Here is a 15,814-nt window from a genome sequence, read left to right as displayed (position 1 = left end):
ACTGGATTAACTTACTGGAAAATAATAGGCATGCAGCACTCACATTTATTTATGCCATTGGCACTCGTTAGTGCAATGGCAGCTGTACAGCAAGTACACGCGGCAGATGAGTTCATTGCACGTGATATTCGTGTAGATGGATTGGTTCGTTTAACGCAACCAAATGTTCTTGCACTTTTACCAATAAATAGTGGTGACCGTGTTAGTGATCCAGTTATCGCAGAGTCTATCCGCGCTTTGTATGCATCCAATCTTTTTGATGATATTCAAGCTTCAAATCAAGATAATGTGTTGGTTTTCAAAGTTGTCGAACGTCCTGTTATTTCAAAGATCAACTTTAAAGGCAACAAACTCATTCCGAAAGAAGCTTTAACAGACGGCTTAAAGAAAATGGGTTTGGCTGAGGGCGAAGTTCTCAAGAAATCAGCCTTACAAACTTTAGAAACAGAATTAGAGCAGCAATACGCACAACAGGGGCGTTATGATGCCGACATTAAAGTTGAGCAGGTTGCGCGACCAAACAACCGTGTTGAACTGAATATCAATTTTAATGAAGGAAAGGCGGCTAAAGTTTTTGATATCAATATTATTGGTAATACTGTAGTTAGTGATGATGATATCAAGCAAGCATTTGCTGTAAAAGAAAGTGGTTGGCTTTCTGTGATTTCCCGTAATGACCGCTATGCTCGTGAAAAAATGTCTGCGAGTTTGGAGTCACTACGTGCTTTGTATTTGAACAGAGGTTATATCAACTTTGATATTAACAGTTCAAACCTCAATCTGAGTGAAGACAAAAAACATATTTTTATTGAAGTTTCGGTCAATGAAGGTGAGCAATTTAAATTTGGTGAGTCTAAATTCTTAGGTGATGCACTTTATAAACCTGACGAATTAAAAGCACTGCAAATTTATAAAGACGGTACGACTTATTCTCAAGAAAAAGTCAATGCAGTGAAACAACTCTTACTTCGTAAATATGGTAATGCAGGTTATTACTATGCTGAAGTGAACGTGGTTCCTGAAATCAACAATGAAACCCATACAGTTGATTTAAATTACTATATCAATCCAGGGCAGCAAGTCACGGTTCGACGTATTAATTTCACCGGTAATACTAAAACTGCTGACGAAGTGCTGCGTCGTGAAATGCGCCAAATGGAAGGTGCACTGGCAAGTAATGAAAAAATTGATTTGTCTAAGGTGCGTTTGGAACGTACAGGTTTCTTTAGCAAAGTTGACATTAAGCCAGTTCGTGTACCGAATACACCAGACCAAGTGGACTTAAATATTGATGTTGAAGAACAGCATTCAGGTACCAGTACATTGGCAGTCGGCTATTCTCAAAACGGTGGTATCACATTCCAAGCAGGTTTAAGCCAAACCAACTTTATGGGTACAGGTAACCGTGTAGCTATTGATTTATCCCGTTCAGAAACTCAAGATTATTATAACTTAAGTGTGACAGACCCATACTTTACCATTGATGGTGTAAGTCGTGGATATAATATGTACTACCGTAAAACCAAGTTGAATGATAACTATAACGTCAATAACTATGTGACTGACAGTATCGGTGGTGGACTTACCTTTGGTTATCCAATTGATGAAAATCAAAATATCAGTGCAGGTTTGAATATTGACCAAACCAAGGTAACAACAGGTGCTTATGTTTCGACCTATGTACGTGATTATTTGTTAGCGCATGGTGGTAAGCAAACCGATACCAGTAGCTATTGTGCGGGCTCATATAAGTCACAAAAAGATATCGATACTGCAAAAGGTAAGCCAGAACCAAATCCACTACCTGAAGGCTATGATTTAGCAACTAACTGTGTTGATGACAAATTTGATACATTGGCCTTAGATGAGTATGGAAGTGCTTTTGAAGGTAAGTTCTTAACATATAACTTAAACTTGGGTTGGTCATACAATACCTTAAACCGTCCGATTTTCCCAACCACTGGTATGGCACACCGAGTCAATGCTGAAATAGCATTACCAGGCAGTGATGTAGAGTATCAAAAGATCACTTATGATACTCAGGCGTATTTCCCATTAGGACGCGATTTTGTTTTACGTGGTTATGGTAAGTTAGGTTATGGTAATGATTTACCATTCTACAAAAACTTCTATGCGGGTGGTTTTGGTTCAGTTCGCGGTTATGACAACAGTACTTTAGGGCCTACTTACCCAGGGGTGACATATAACGAACGGAAAACCAAAGATTATGACCCAGAAGAAGTCGGTGGTAATGCTTTAGTGCAGTTCGGTACTGAGTTGGCGCTACCTGTACCATTCAAAGGAGACTGGGCACGTCAGATTCGTCCAGTAGTTTTTGTAGAAGGTGCACAAGTATTTGATACCAATTGTAGTACAGCAACTGGTGACTTGTATTTAAATGGTTCAAAAGATCCGATCTCTGCAAAACAATATTGTAAAGACAACTATGACTTTGACTTAAGCAACATGCGTTATAGTGCTGGTGTAGGCTTTACATGGATCACCATGATTGGACCACTTTCATTGAGTTATGCATATCCATTGAACGATAAACCAGGCGATCAAACCAAGAATATCCAATTTGAGATTGGTCGTACTTTCTAAGTACGATCTTTCTTTAATATTTAAAGACGATAAGGAACACATATGAAAACAATGAAAATGATGGTGATGGGCTTAGGTTTAGGGTTTGCTGGGCTAGTTCAAGCAGCAGGCTTTGGTGTGGTTGACTTGGAAAAAGTTGTAGAGAGTAGTACGTTCTTAAAACAGCAAAATGCAAGTTTAGAGCAATCTGTTAAACCGCAAACCACGAAATTGGAACAAATCACCAAAGATATTGAAGCGTTAAAGCAAAAAGCTCAAGCGCAAGGTGCAAATGTTCAGCAAATCAATGCGCAATATCAAGCCAAAGTCAATGAATTCCAAACCATTCAACAAGGTGTACAGGCAAAAGTTCAGAGCACAATTCAAAATACCAATGTAACTTTTGAAACACGTGTAAAGCAAGCTGCTGAACAATTGCGCCAAGAAGCAGGTTTGGACTTTATTTTGAATAAAAATTCAGCACTTGCGTATGACGCAAAGAATGATTTAACTGCTAAAATGATCCAAAAGGTTAATGCAATTAAATAATCAATGCGATCAAATCAATTTCATCTCGATGAATTAGCTCAACTTGTCCAAGGTGAGCTAATTGGTCAACCAAAGTTGCTGCTCAGCGGACTTGCCAGTTTAGAACAGGCTCAATCCAATCATATTGCTTTTGTCAATGGTGATAAATATTTAGCCGAAGCCCAGAATTCTAAAGCAGGTGCTTTAATTGTAACGGCTGCGTTAAAAGAGCAACTTGCTAATCATCAAAATTTCATTGTGGTTGCAAATCCATATCTCGCCTTTGCAATGCTCACACATCAATTTGAAATTAAAGTAATGAAGCGTGGGATTGAGTCTACAGCTCAAATCTCTCCATCTGCGATTATTGCTGATGATGCCTATATTGGTCATTATGTAGTGATCGGTGAAGATTGTGTCATCGGTTCAAATACGATTATCCAATCCAATACTCGAATTGATGATGGAGTTGAAATTGGTAAAGATAGCTTTATTGATTCTCAAGTCACACTGACTGGTCAGACCAAGATTGCAGACCGTGTTCGAATTCATGCCAATACTGTGATTGGCAGTGAAGGTTTTGGATTTGCGCCCTATCAAGGAAAATGGAATCGTATCGCACAGCTGGGTTCGGTACGTATCGGAAATGATGTGCGGATCGGTTCAAACTGCAGTGTAGATCGTGGTGCCTTGGATGATACGATTATCCATGATGGTGTCATTATTGATAATCTTGTGCAAATCGCACATAACGTACAGATTGGTGAGAATACCGCAATCGCAGCGAAGTGTGGTATTGCAGGCAGTACGATTATTGGCAAAAACTGTATCTTTGCCGGTGCTGTTGGTGTAGTTGGTCACATAAAAATTGCAGATAATGTGACAATTACTGGAATGTCAATGGTCACAAAAAGTATTTCTGAAGCAGGTTCTTACTCTTCAGGAACTGGACAATTTGAAACAAATCATTGGAAAAGAACAGTTGTTCGTTTAAGACAATTAGCAGATGTGCCATTGACCAAATTGGTGAAACAAATAGATCATATGCAGGCTCAAATCGAGTCCATTGAATCAACTTTAAAGTCGCGTAAATAATTATGACTGAGTCTAAATCTCTACCTTTTACGGTTCCTGAATTACCAATGCAAACCCAAACGATTCGTGAGTATCTTCCGCATCGTTATCCGTTCTTGCTTGTAGATCGTGTAACTGAAGTTACAGAGAATGGGATTGTAGGATACAAAAACGTTTCAATTAATGAAGAATTTATGCAGGGTCATTTCCCAGGCTATCCAATTATGCCAGGTGTTTTGATCGTTGAGGCGATGGCACAGGTTTCGGGTGTGCTTGGTTTTATCATGAATAATGAAAAACCTCGCCCTGGTTCTTTGTTCTTATTCGCTGGTGCTGAAAAAATACGATTTAAAAAACAAGTCGTACCAGGCGACCAACTCGTGCTAAAATCTGAATTACTCATGCAAAAACGTGGCATTTACAAGTATTTATGTATTGCCAGTGTTGACGGCGTGGTAGCAGCGACAGCTGAAATTATCATTTCTCATCAGAAATTAGAGCAGGCATGAGCAGTAACGATTTAATACACCCAACCGCTATTATTGACTCTTCTGCAGTGATAGCGCCTGATGTTCAAATTGGTCCATACTGTATTGTTGGACCTCAAGTGACCATTGGTGCTGGTAGCAAACTCCATTCGCATGTTGTGATTGGTGGTTTTACCCGAATTGGAAAAAACAACGAAATTTTTCAGTTTGCGAGTGTCGGTGAAATTTGTCAAGATTTAAAATATCAAGGTGAAGAAACTTGGTTGGAAATCGGTGACAACAATAAGATCCGTGAACATTGCAGCCTTCATCGAGGCACTGTACAAGATCATGGATTAACCAAAGTAGGGAGCAATAATCTACTTATGGTCAATACCCACATTGCACATGATTGTCAGATTGGAAATAACAATATTTTTGCAAATAATGTTGGTATTGCTGGTCATGTTCATATTGGTGACTTTGTCATCGTTGGTGGCAACTCGGGTATTCATCAGTTCTGTAAGATCGACTCTTACAGCATGATTGGTGGAGCATCACTCATCCTAAAAGATGTACCTGCATACGTTATGGTTTCTGGTAATCCTGCACATGCATATGGTATGAATGTTGAGGGCATGCGTCGTAAAGGCTGGTCTAAGAACGTGATTCAAGGCTTAAGAGAGTCTTTTAAATTGATCTATAAAGAAAATTTAACGACTGAACAGGCAATTGAACGCATTCGCCAAGAGATTCTTCCTGAAGTTGAGGAAGCACAATTACTGATTGATTCTGTATTGGAATCTAAACGTGGTATCGTGCGTTAATCACTGCAAGATAAAAATCAAGTAAAAAAATTGCCTCTAGATAGAGGCATTTTTTATGAATTAAATTTTAAAAATTAACCTTTTTTGAAATAACCTGCTTCTTCAGATTTAGGGTAGGTATTTAATAATTTAGTCTTGTAGACATTTGCAGTTTGCGTATTTTTATTGACATCTTTTGCAATACTGTAAAGCTGGTATAAAGCACGTGGTGCTTTGGATGAGTTGGGGAATTTTGCAGCGACGATTTCATAGTTCTTCTTAGCTTCATTGTAGTTTGGTGGATCAATTGCCAATTGGAATTCAGCCAACCAAAAATAAGCATTTCCTGTATAAATACTGTTTGGATAATTTTTAATAAAATTCTGCATTGGTGCAATGGCTTGTTTTGCACCGCCTTTCTTATAAGCATCTAAAGCAACGGTATAAGCGGCTTTTTCAAGCGCGATAGCATCACTGGTATTGTTACTGTTTGCAGATGTTGCTGAGGTTTGAGCAGTTTGTGTTGCAGCTTGCTGCTGTGTGGCTGTTTGATTCGGTGCTGCTGTCTGCGTAGTCTGCTCTGGATTTTCTACAGAAGGATTTGTCGTTGGCGCATTTTCAGCAGGTGCTTGTTGCTCTTGGGAATTATTGTCTGGCTCTAACTTTTGATTCAACAACTCAAGGCGTTGATCGAGGTCAGTATAGCGATTGCTTAATTCTTTATTGAGCTGATCAATGGCATGATCTTGTTCTTCAATTTTGCCACGTAGTTCACGAATCTGATTTTCGAGTTGCTGATTCTTTTGAATAAGATCCCAATTCATATTTCCAGTAATCGGAGCAGGTGAATTTGCGACATCATTTCCTGAAGACGCATTACTTAATCCACGAGACTCAATTGGAATCGCGTATAAAGAGGCTGAACTGAGTAAAGCAATAGAAAATAGAGCATGCTTTTTTAGCATAATTGAAAATCCATTAAAGTCAAAATCTTCCAGAATAGGAATAAAGTTGCTTAAAAATCACTAATGGTGATCATTAAAAACGGCTGGAAGCAGAATTGCAAGGCGCTTTTACAATCTTCAGATAATTCTAGTAAAATATGAAGACTTTTTGTATTAAATCCGTTGATGAATGGGAAATGAAGCTTTTAAGATGAATCACGTATTACAGCAATTTATCTATTGCTGCTGACTCTCAACCAAGTCATGGTTAGGGGCTGTTGACAGTTGGTCTATGCTTGCAGCGAGCTGTGTCCTTTGGCGAGACTGGACACTCAATAAACCAGACACAAGATAAATATGAAATACGAAATTGAGTCACTCTATATGATGAGAAACACTGTTTCGCAAGATCACGAGGAATGGGCAAAAACATATTTGTCATCACTATGCCTTGTACTACAAATAAAGTCATGTTTTGTTCTTGCTCAGGGAAGGCTAAAATGATTCCAGCCTAGGTTATAGAACTTGAAAATAGCCTCACTATTTTCTTCGTTTGCTTGCAGAGTATACTCCTCATGCTGACTCAAGTTTAAATTACAACCTAAATTGCTTATGAAATGTCTATAGACGCTATTGATCTAATAAATTTTATCTATCATTTTTTGAGCTGAATTTTTGCTATGGATCATGCAGTTTAATTTTAAAATATAAATCTTTTGGATTTAGTTTCGTCAAAGCGCCTTAATTTTCAAACATATAAAAATCAGTAAAGATCGCTGGCTGAATGTCACAGTCCTTGTATGTATAATTGTTTCTTTTAAATGAAACTCAATGATGACGTTAAAAATGATTTAATTTGAGCAGGGCATAGGGTTCAAATTATTGATGATAATAAGACCGATGATACTTTGGGTGATAATAATGCTTCAACAGCAACAATGCATGTTAAAGCAGATGTAAATCTTTTGCTCTGATCTTTTTCTGTAGCTTCTACCGGTGACTTTGTGTGCTGCTTTAACGAGAGAAGGTGAATCCCTAAATATGAGCAGAACATCATATATTTTAATGATGATTAAGTTTACTCCTCAAGCCATAACATCCACGTTAAATTCACTTAATTTTCTGTATGGGTTTTTGCAAAAATTAATCATATTGATGAGGAAATAAGCAAACGAATGAATAACTTGAGAAAATCACAATGTTTGTCTTGCAAGAAAATAAAAAATCTCTATACTCTGTTCTTGCAATGGTAGCCCTGCTGGTGGTTTCGCAATTGTACTCTGAAAACCCCGCCAGGACCGGAAGGTAGCAACGGTATCAGAACTATGATGTGCCGAAATTTTGCTAGTAGGGTTGCCACCAGTTTTCAAAATCTGCTTACCATTCAAAATATAATTTTCTCTTTTATTGCTTGATTGCTGTTGTTTTTATTTTTAACTCATTTTACATTCCTATTCATCCTCATTTTCTTTTCTAGAAATAGCTTTCATAATGGCATCCATTTCAAAGCCTCTGTACTGTAAAAAGCGAATTTGTTTGGCCTTGATTTTGGGGTCTTTACTGACCTCTGTGCCATATTTTTTTACTTTTAACTGATAAGCCTGGTCATACCAATCAATTTCAGCTATATCTTCTTGTACTAGGCTTTTATCGAGATGTTTAGCTCGCAAAGCCAACTTAATTCGATTGGGTCCTTTGCCTTTACGGACTTGGCTACGTACTGTCATTTCAGCTACACGCTGATCGCTTTGATAGTTGTTTGCAGATAATTCATCGACCAATGCTAGAACTTCTTCACGATTTTGTGCCAAGGTCATTAATTTATCTATCAGATCTGCTTTTGAGTATTCTTTGCGTGTCAAAACGGCAAAAGCATATGAGCGTAAACGTGTTCCAGTCAAGCCCTGCGGTACAGGTCTGCAATCTTGATCGGCAATAAAGGCATGCTCATGATTGACCTCATTACTTGTTGTAGGATGAGTTTCAGTTTCATCTTCGCCAAATTGCTGCTTTAGCTTTTCGTAGTCTAGCACTTTAGGAAATTTAGCTTGGCTCATATCTTTAATAACAATAACCTTCGTTCGTATTGGTCATAGTGTAGCGCCTATTTTTAGTTTTAACAGCGTATAAGCTGCACAGATAGATGAATAGGTGAACTCTCATGCAGTTTAATGAATAGGTTTGCCAATACTGTCTGATTCAATTTGCTCAATGATAAAAATAGATTTTGGACGTAAATATCGTGGTGCCTTTTGACTGATCCAGTCTTGTAATTGATTTAGATCCAGATATTGTTTAAGAATGATTTTAACGGCTAAACATTGCCCTAGATCTAAATCATCTACAGCATACGCTTGAGCATATTCTATGGATGGATGTTGATATAAAATATTTTCTAAATCGATTGGGTAAACATTGATCCCTCCACAAATTAACATATCATCACGTCGACCTTTTAAAAAATAATAGCCTTGCCCATCTCGTACAGCCAAATCTCCACATTCAATCCATTGATTGGGGGTAATCGACCATGCACATTTACTCCATAATGTACCAATTTGGCCCTGTGCGAGACTTTCTCCTGATGAATCTGTAATTTTAAGTGCTACACCTTGAATGGCTTTGCCAATACTGTCTGGATGTGTTTTTAAATCAGCAGGGGTTGCGAGCAGATTAATCCCAGTTTCTGAACTTCCATATAGGTTAAATATTTGAATGTGTGGGTAGTGTTGTTGAACTTGATCAACCAAATGAGCACTTAAGGGTGCACTTCCAGTAATGATAGTCTGTACTGAACTGAGTATTGAGCGAGACTGAACTAGGCGATGTAGAATTGTTGGTACCACGTTTAAACAATCAATTTGGTATTGTGTAATCCATAAACAGGCAGCTTGTACATCAAAGCGATTTTGTAAGATGACGGTCTTGTTAAAGCTTAAAGCCATTAAACTTGCAGTTAAACCAGCAGCATGACAGATCGGTGTCATGACAAAAATCCGCTGAATTTTAAAGAACTTTAATTGTCTAAGCATGAGATCTAATAAAGGCAGGCATTGCAGTGGATTTGAATGTCGTGTTGCAATTTTAGGAATACCAGTAGACCCAGAGGAACAGACACTAATCTTGTTAAAAAAATAGCTTTTGAGGCGAAAATTTCGCTGTTGCTGCCATGGTGGAATATTTGAAAAATGCTTAATTTTAAATTTTTGTAGTCGTGCAAAATGCCCAATCAAATAAAACTTTTTCTGGTCTAACAGTGTTTGAAGTTTATGTTCGATTAAATTGGGGTTAATAATTACAATATCTTTGCCTAAACGGCTTAAGGCAAATAAAGCAGCTAGGCTATCTAAATCTTGTTCTAGCATGAGCGCAATTTGGCTTGGAAATTGACTTTGATATTCTGGTTTGATCCATTCACAAATAAGTTGATCCGTACGATGTTTCAGATCGTGAAAACTAAATGCTACGCCATCGATAATCAATGCCGTTTTATTTTTATTGATTCGAGTTTGCGCATCTAAAATACTGTATAGATGAACACCATGTCTTATGATGCTGAATAACAGGCTAAGACACCATTTGATCATGAAGCGCCATGACATTTTTATTTTTTCCGTCCAAGCATATAGCAATAAAAATAATAAATCGGTGTTGACAATAGACCAGAAACAATTTGTGCCAAGATGAGCCACCATGGTTGCCATTGTCGTTTATGACCCATCAGGCTATCTAAAATTGCATTCGCCGCACTTTGCACCTGCATTGCAGGCATGTGATCATAGTGTTTGGTTGGCAAAATCATACGTGTGCGTACCAGTGGCAAATAAACTAAGCAGGTATCAACCTGATGAATTGCAAGTTCGGGTTGGATGGCCAGTATCCATTGTTGCATAGCAACTTTAGATGCTTGATAACTTGACCAAAGTGGGGGAGCGAATAGTTTTGCATTAATAGTGGAAACAACCAAAATTTGCCCAGATTGCTGTTTTAATTCTGGCAATAATAAACGAGTCAGATGAGCGGGATTGATGAAATTAATCGCAACACTTCGATCAATATCCTGAGCTCGATTTAAACTTTTCCAAATGGAACGTTGAATGGATTTACCAGCATTATGAATCAGGATGTCCACCTGGATGTCTTGAACTTGAAGGTGTTGAAAAATATTTTCTGCTGCATCCAGTTGATATAAGTCAGTAGTTATGATTTTAACCTGACATTGATTCAGTTCTAATTCATTTTTAAGCTGTAAAAGTTTGTCGGTACTTCGCGCAACTAAAACCAAGGTGCATTCAGTATGTGCTAAACGTTTTGCACATGCTTCACCAATTCCAAAACTGGCACCCGTAATCAATATCGTCTTTTTTTGAAAATGTTGATCTATTTTTGATTGAGCAATTCTTGGGCCCTGAAAAAATAAAAACTCAGCCAATTTTGTGATTTTCGTCTGCATAGGAATACATGTGTTGGATGGTGTATATCATTTTAAATCAGTTATAACTGAAATTTATTTGCTAGTAAAATTTAGCTCAATTCAATAATTTATATAAAAAGCGCCTCGAAAGGCGCTTAGAAAATATAAGGAAACGAAGAAAAATCATAGATGAGATTAAACATCTAAAAAGTCAGGTTCTTCTTCCTCTTTTTCTTCAACAGGTGCAGCATTTGCTGTAGTTAAGAGCTTTTCACGAATCATTCGATCAAGATCTTGTGCCAGTTGTGGATTTTCTTCTAAATGGCGAATGACATTGTTTTTACCTTGACCGATTTTATCGCCTTGGTAGGAATACCATGCACCTGCTTTTTGAACCAGTTCTTGGGCAACAGCGAGGTCAACCAACTCACCCAGATGATTAACACCTTTACCATACATGATTTGGAAAATCGCTTCACGGAAAGGAGGAGCCATTTTATTTTTAACAACTTTCACTTTCGTTTCAGAACCAACGATCTCATCGCCTTCTTTCACTTGACCGATACGGCGGATATCTAAACGTACTGAAGCATAGAACTTCAATGCATTACCACCTGTCGTGGTTTCAGGGCTACCAAACATAACGCCAATTTTCATACGGATTTGGTTAATGAAAATTACCATGCAGTTGGAACGCTTTGCATTACCTGTGATTTTACGCAATGCTTGGCTCATCAAACGTGCTTGTAAGCCCATATGAGAGTCACCCATTTCACCTTCAATTTCGGCTTTCGGGGTCAATGCAGCAACTGAGTCGACAACAATCAAATCAATTGCACCTGAGCGCACAAGCATGTCGGCAATTTCAAGTGCCTGTTCACCATTATCTGGCTGTGAAACTAAAAGGTTATCAATATCGACCCCAAGTTTACGTGCATATTGTGGATCTAAAGCATGTTCGGCATCAATAAAGGCACAAGTTCCACCTGCCTTTTGGCATTGCGCGATTGCCTGTAAAGTCATGGTGGTTTTACCAGAAGATTCAGGGCCATAGATTTCAACAATACGTCCTTTTGGTAAGCCCCCAATTCCTAATGCAATATCAAGTGTTAAAGAGCCTGTAGAAACAGCTTCAACTGCTTGTACAGTATTATCACCTAAACGCATCACTGTGTTTTTACCAAATTGTTTTTCAATTTGGCTGAGTGCTGCATTCAGTGCCTTGCTTTTGTTATCATCCATCTCGTAAACCTCAAACGATGTAATATCACTAATATCTTAAGTGGATGTCATTAAATTTGATCTTTCGTCCACAGGAGTAATAGTGACAGAAAATGAAAAATGGTTCTATCTTTTAAAACAGTAGTGCGACATATTTTGTCGTACTCAACTTAAACGAATTCAGTCATCATCATAGGACCATGATTGGTCAAATTGTTGATCATTTTCTTGTTTAAATTTGCTTATTTGTCGTCGATCTTTTTTACTCGGTCGATGATCAGGCCGCGCTAGATTATGCAATTTTCTTTGGGTTGAAATCAACTCTCTACGTGCCACACTGACTTCTGTTTCTTCATACAGTTGTTGTGCAATTGGCGCACCGCCACGAACAGCAGACAAGGCTTTGATCACCACTGTTTTTCGATCAAATCCTTGCTGTATGGTCAATTCCATGCCCACACGGATTTCTTTAGAAACCTTTACCCGTTCATTGTTATGATGAACTTTGCCACCTTCAATTGCATCTTTGGCAATTGAGCGTGTTTTAAAGAAACGTGCAGCCCAAAGCCACTTGTCTACACGCATTGTTTCAAGTTGTTGTTTCTCAGGCTGTTTTGACATCGACATCCTTATTTTCTAAGTTTAACTCGGTGAGTAAAGGTAAAAGCTCAGTTAAATGGTGAATTGCAGGGTATTCCAACTCAAGTAGATGGCGCGCGGCGCGAGCACTTGATGGCTGAGTAATTGTAATCAAATGCTGTATACCAAATTTTTTAGCAGCTTTGAGTACAGGCGCAGTATCGTCAACCAAACAGGCATTTTGAGGATCAAAAGGATGTTTCTGTTGAAGAATTTCCCAGAATTCAACACACTCTTTAGAGTAACCAATTTCTTCACTACTGATCATTACTTCAAAATAAGGGCTCAAATCGATATTTTCAAGTTTAAGCTGTAAACCTGCACAATCTGCATTGGTCAGTAGCCAGCAACGATAACCTTGTGCTTTCAGTTGTTTCAGGAGTTCAAAGCAACCCGGTCGTGTTGCAATCTTGTCTTTATATTCACATTGTAATTTTAAAACGTCTACACCCACTTTCTCAGACCAGTATTTTGAGGAATACCAACACAGGGTATGATGATGTTGCTGATAAAATGTATTCAGGATGCTATGACTCTGCTCTAAACTACATTGATGTGTTGCTGCATGACGTTCAGGGAGTTTGGTGTTCCAGATGAAATCATCAAAAGCCAAATCGAGGAGCGTACCGTCCATATCAAAAAAGATAACCGGTTTCATGATCATAAAACTTTCCAAGCCTTTGCAGTGCGCTTAGTATAGTAAACCGAATAAAAATTTATAAGCCTATCCATGATATTCAAAATCATATTATCCAGTTAAAGTACAATTAATTATTTAAAAGCTATTGTTTTCATGCACTCAACATCAAAAAATGATAGGCTTAAGCACAAAAATCAGACATCCTACAGGTCGGATCAATGTTTATTACTACTCAAGCACCGCAAGATGACCAAATTTCGAAATTAGTTCCTGTTTTGGTCCGTGCAAGTCAAATTTTACTTGAGGAATATCAAGACTATTGTGCTGGGCGAGCATTTAATATTGATCAAAAGGATGATCAGTCTCCAGTAACCCAAGCTGATTTAAGGGTCAATGCATATCTTATTGATCAATTGGCGCAAGTGACACCAGACATTCCTGTATTATCTGAAGAAAGTGATTATTCAGAACGACATACTTGGACTAAGTGTTGGATGCTAGATCCTTTAGATGGAACCAAAGAATTTATTCATGAACGTGATGAATTTACCATCAATTTAAGCCTGATTCAAAATCATCAAACGATATTTTCTATTATTGCTGTACCGACAGAACAAGTCATGTATTTGGGGTACTTAACAGAACTTCCCTATAAATATTCATTTACTCAAGGAACTTGGGAGCGTTATTGCAAATTTAAAGAAGTTGAAGAAGATGCCATCCAAGTTGGTTTAAGTCATAGCAGTAAGAATCCTAAATATCAGCAATATATTGATTATATTGAGCAAGAGTCACCCGTCATTAAAAGAGAAGCAGGCAGCGCCTATAAATTTTGTATGATGTTGGAAGGTGAAATTGATATTTATCCACGTTTCCACCCAACCTCAGAATGGGATACTAGCGCAGGACAAGGCTTGCTCGAAAGTATTGGTGGAGGACTGGTCAGTTTGGCAGCAGTACCGTTCACCTATAACCAGCGTCATACTGTATTGAATGAAGGTTTTATTGCATTTCGGGATGAAGAAACCAAGCAGATTGCCTTGGATGCGCTTGGCAATGTTCGCTTTTAAGATGATATGGATATCTATTTTATAGATGATTTAACGCTTTATGAGTTATGGTATAGTAAGCCTGTATAGAAAAGAGTTTTGAGTTGATATGGCGTTAGATTTATTGCCGAAAAGCATGCTGAAAGCGATAGATTTATTGCCAGATGCGCAGACCCCAGTGACTTTATTTACGCGTCATTCAATTCGTGAAGTTGTTAATGGACAGGGGTTGGCTGGCTATGATTTACAATTAACGACTCAGGGGCGTGACTTAGCACATGCGTGGGGCTCTTATTTGATAGATCATACCGATCGTGTGATTCAGCATTGTATTTCCAGTCCAATCCAACGCTGTGTCGATACTGCTGCTCTGATGATTCAGGGTGCAGATGGTATTTCGTCTCATCCAAATACCCATCATATAGAAATTATCGAAAAAGGTTTATTGGTTGAGCCAGGAAGCTTTGTGTTGGATATTAAGCAAGCTGCACCATACTTTCGCAAACAGGGTGCGCTGGGTTTTATCAATAGTTTTGTAAATAATGCACTACCGGGAATGAAACATCCGATTAGGGGTGTGGTTGATGTGCTTGAACTGATTTATGAAACACATCCTACAGTAAGCCATGGTATTAGTCTGGCTGTGAGTCATGATACGATTCTTGCTGCAATTATTGCTGTGATTTCCAAACGTACTCAAATTGATCAAAGTGATTGGCCAGAAATGATGGAAGGATTATTTGTTTGGTTCGAAGGAGAGCGTTTTATGGACAGTCATTTAAAATGGATTTGGAGAGGCGAACGAGGCGAATTGTTGATACGTGATTTCCAACAATAATTTGATAAAAAAAGACAATGTTATGTCTTTAGTGCGCAATCGGCGTCGATAGAGTGTGTGATACAGCTGATAGAAGTAAGCCTAAAATTAAAAATTTAACAAAGGTCAGGCTACCTGATGATTCATACAAGGGATTTGATTTCAATCATTTATATCCAATCAATTTTATGTTTTATACAAATTTTAAAAAAATTAGTCATTCATTTATCGTGTTCTGTTAAATCATCGTTAGTTTTTCTATCCCAAGGCAATATTGAGGTTAGCCTATCGAGCAGGGATATGTGAGCAAAAGCAAACAACTGTTTAGTTTAAAGCGCAAGAATGTGGTTACGCTAAAAATGAAGTGAGCAAAGTGAGTCTTTGCCTACACAAAACAAATTTATTTCAACTTTAAAATTAACGTGTGGCAATGAAAGCTTTATCTCATTCAAAATTATTTTCATAGTGTTAATTTTATTGATCAAGAAAATTATATTTAGCGGTATGAATTTTTTAATAGATTGGTGATCCATTCTAATCTTGATCATTTGTTCCAGTCTGCATACACCATCTTATTTTGCTGTTCTGAGATTTTTTCGTCGGTTTATGAGAAAAAAATAATGAAAATTTAA

Annotated in this window: 14 protein-coding genes and 1 other RNA gene; 8 read left to right on the top strand and 7 right to left on the bottom strand. The window is 37.9% G+C overall.

Annotated features, from left to right (window positions below):
* The first annotated feature begins 30 nt into the window (after positions 1-30).
* From bamA to lpxA, 5 genes are read left to right on the top strand one after another with little or no spacing between them, the layout of a single operon-like run.
* Positions 31-2,604 (top strand): outer membrane protein assembly factor BamA, encoded by a 2,574-nt coding sequence (gene bamA / locus OSH00_RS06690; RefSeq protein ID WP_266129776.1) that lies wholly within the window; start codon positions 31-33, stop codon positions 2,602-2,604.
* 42 nt (positions 2,605-2,646) lie between these two features.
* Positions 2,647-3,132: an OmpH/Skp family outer membrane protein gene (locus tag OSH00_RS06685; protein ID WP_196075309.1), complete on the top strand. Its 486-nt coding sequence runs from the start codon at positions 2,647-2,649 to the stop codon at positions 3,130-3,132.
* Positions 3,133-3,135: 3 nt separating this feature from the next.
* Positions 3,136-4,206 carry a UDP-3-O-(3-hydroxymyristoyl)glucosamine N-acyltransferase gene (gene lpxD, locus OSH00_RS06680; RefSeq protein ID WP_266129775.1) on the top strand — a complete coding sequence of 357 codons (1,071 nt, stop codon included), beginning with the start codon at positions 3,136-3,138 and terminating at the stop codon, positions 4,204-4,206.
* A gap of 2 nt (positions 4,207-4,208) precedes the next feature.
* A complete protein-coding gene (fabZ, locus tag OSH00_RS06675) occupies positions 4,209-4,694 on the top strand; it encodes a 3-hydroxyacyl-ACP dehydratase FabZ (protein ID WP_266129774.1) in 486 nt (161 codons plus the stop codon).
* Positions 4,691-5,479, top strand: coding sequence for an acyl-ACP--UDP-N-acetylglucosamine O-acyltransferase (lpxA, locus tag OSH00_RS06670; protein WP_266129773.1), 789 nt, complete (start codon positions 4,691-4,693; stop codon positions 5,477-5,479). The genes fabZ and lpxA overlap by 4 nt, the downstream gene beginning before the upstream one ends.
* 74 nt (positions 5,480-5,553) lie before the next feature.
* Here the strand turns inward: lpxA and OSH00_RS06665 are convergent, their stop codons facing one another.
* Entirely contained in the window at positions 5,554-6,426 is an 873-nt protein-coding gene (locus OSH00_RS06665; protein WP_266129854.1) for a YbgF trimerization domain-containing protein, read from the bottom strand.
* 1,232 nt (positions 6,427-7,658) lie between these two features.
* On the opposite strand from OSH00_RS06665, the gene ffs reads away from it, so the two are divergent.
* Positions 7,659-7,755: signal recognition particle sRNA small type (gene ffs, locus OSH00_RS06660), an RNA gene on the top strand.
* A 98-nt stretch (positions 7,756-7,853) separates the two neighbouring features.
* Here ffs and OSH00_RS06655 read toward each other — a convergent pair.
* From OSH00_RS06655 to OSH00_RS06630, 6 genes are all read right to left on the bottom strand, one after another.
* Entirely contained in the window at positions 7,854-8,459 is a 606-nt protein-coding gene (locus OSH00_RS06655; RefSeq protein WP_266129772.1) for a regulatory protein RecX, read from the bottom strand.
* 111 nt (positions 8,460-8,570) lie between these two features.
* A complete protein-coding gene (locus OSH00_RS06650) occupies positions 8,571-9,989 on the bottom strand; it encodes a class I adenylate-forming enzyme family protein (protein WP_266129771.1) in 1,419 nt (472 codons plus the stop codon).
* 17 nt (positions 9,990-10,006) lie between these two features.
* Entirely contained in the window at positions 10,007-10,855 is an 849-nt protein-coding gene (locus tag OSH00_RS06645) for an SDR family NAD(P)-dependent oxidoreductase (RefSeq protein ID WP_266129770.1), read from the bottom strand.
* A 156-nt stretch (positions 10,856-11,011) separates the two neighbouring features.
* Positions 11,012-12,058 (bottom strand): recombinase RecA, encoded by a 1,047-nt coding sequence (gene recA / locus OSH00_RS06640; RefSeq protein WP_151960220.1) that lies wholly within the window; start codon positions 12,056-12,058, stop codon positions 11,012-11,014.
* Positions 12,059-12,217: 159 nt separating this feature from the next.
* Positions 12,218-12,658 carry an RNA-binding S4 domain-containing protein gene (locus tag OSH00_RS06635; RefSeq protein ID WP_196075316.1) on the bottom strand — a complete coding sequence of 147 codons (441 nt, stop codon included), beginning with the start codon at positions 12,656-12,658 and terminating at the stop codon, positions 12,218-12,220.
* Complete coding sequence (locus OSH00_RS06630) at positions 12,642-13,340, bottom strand: HAD-IA family hydrolase (RefSeq protein WP_266129769.1); 699 nt, start codon at positions 13,338-13,340, stop codon at positions 12,642-12,644. Before OSH00_RS06630 ends, OSH00_RS06635 begins: the two co-directional genes overlap by 17 nt.
* A gap of 194 nt (positions 13,341-13,534) precedes the next feature.
* Here OSH00_RS06630 and OSH00_RS06625 point away from each other — a divergent pair, with 194 nt between their 5' ends.
* Together OSH00_RS06625 and OSH00_RS06620 are read left to right on the top strand one after the other, a co-directional pair.
* Complete coding sequence (locus tag OSH00_RS06625; protein WP_266129768.1) at positions 13,535-14,386, top strand: 3'(2'),5'-bisphosphate nucleotidase CysQ family protein; 852 nt, start codon at positions 13,535-13,537, stop codon at positions 14,384-14,386.
* An 88-nt stretch (positions 14,387-14,474) separates the two neighbouring features.
* The gene (locus tag OSH00_RS06620) at positions 14,475-15,203 is read left to right on the top strand and encodes a histidine phosphatase family protein (protein WP_266129767.1); all 729 of its coding nucleotides are present in this window, start codon (positions 14,475-14,477) and stop codon (positions 15,201-15,203) included.
* The last annotated feature ends 611 nt before the right edge of the window (positions 15,204-15,814 follow it).

The sequence above is a fragment of the Acinetobacter nematophilus genome (genome assembly GCF_026344175.1).
Taxonomy (GTDB): Bacteria; Pseudomonadota; Gammaproteobacteria; order Pseudomonadales; family Moraxellaceae; genus Acinetobacter; species Acinetobacter nematophilus.
This window is presented reverse-complemented; position numbering and strand designations above follow the sequence as displayed.

Excerpts from the sequence above, each read along its gene's own strand:
- OSH00_RS06625 (WP_266129768.1), top strand. The coding sequence starts at position 13,535 with ATGTTTATTACTACTCAAGCACCGCAAGATGACCAAATTTCGAAATTA.
- OSH00_RS06655 (WP_266129772.1), bottom strand. The coding sequence starts at position 8,459 with ATGAGCCAAGCTAAATTTCCTAAAGTGCTAGACTACGAAAAGCTAAAG.
- lpxA (WP_266129773.1), top strand. The coding sequence starts at position 4,691 with ATGAGCAGTAACGATTTAATACACCCAACCGCTATTATTGACTCTTCT.
- bamA (WP_266129776.1), top strand. The coding sequence starts at position 31 with ATGCAGCACTCACATTTATTTATGCCATTGGCACTCGTTAGTGCAATG.
- OSH00_RS06630 (WP_266129769.1), bottom strand. The coding sequence starts at position 13,340 with ATGATCATGAAACCGGTTATCTTTTTTGATATGGACGGTACGCTCCTC.
- recA (WP_151960220.1), bottom strand. The coding sequence starts at position 12,058 with ATGGATGATAACAAAAGCAAGGCACTGAATGCAGCACTCAGCCAAATT.
- OSH00_RS06685 (WP_196075309.1), top strand. The coding sequence starts at position 2,647 with ATGAAAACAATGAAAATGATGGTGATGGGCTTAGGTTTAGGGTTTGCT.
- fabZ (WP_266129774.1), top strand. The coding sequence starts at position 4,209 with ATGACTGAGTCTAAATCTCTACCTTTTACGGTTCCTGAATTACCAATG.
- OSH00_RS06645 (WP_266129770.1), bottom strand. The coding sequence starts at position 10,855 with ATGCAGACGAAAATCACAAAATTGGCTGAGTTTTTATTTTTTCAGGGC.
- lpxD (WP_266129775.1), top strand. The coding sequence starts at position 3,136 with ATGCGATCAAATCAATTTCATCTCGATGAATTAGCTCAACTTGTCCAA.
- OSH00_RS06650 (WP_266129771.1), bottom strand. The coding sequence starts at position 9,989 with ATGATCAAATGGTGTCTTAGCCTGTTATTCAGCATCATAAGACATGGT.
- OSH00_RS06620 (WP_266129767.1), top strand. The coding sequence starts at position 14,475 with ATGGCGTTAGATTTATTGCCGAAAAGCATGCTGAAAGCGATAGATTTA.
- OSH00_RS06635 (WP_196075316.1), bottom strand. The coding sequence starts at position 12,658 with ATGTCAAAACAGCCTGAGAAACAACAACTTGAAACAATGCGTGTAGAC.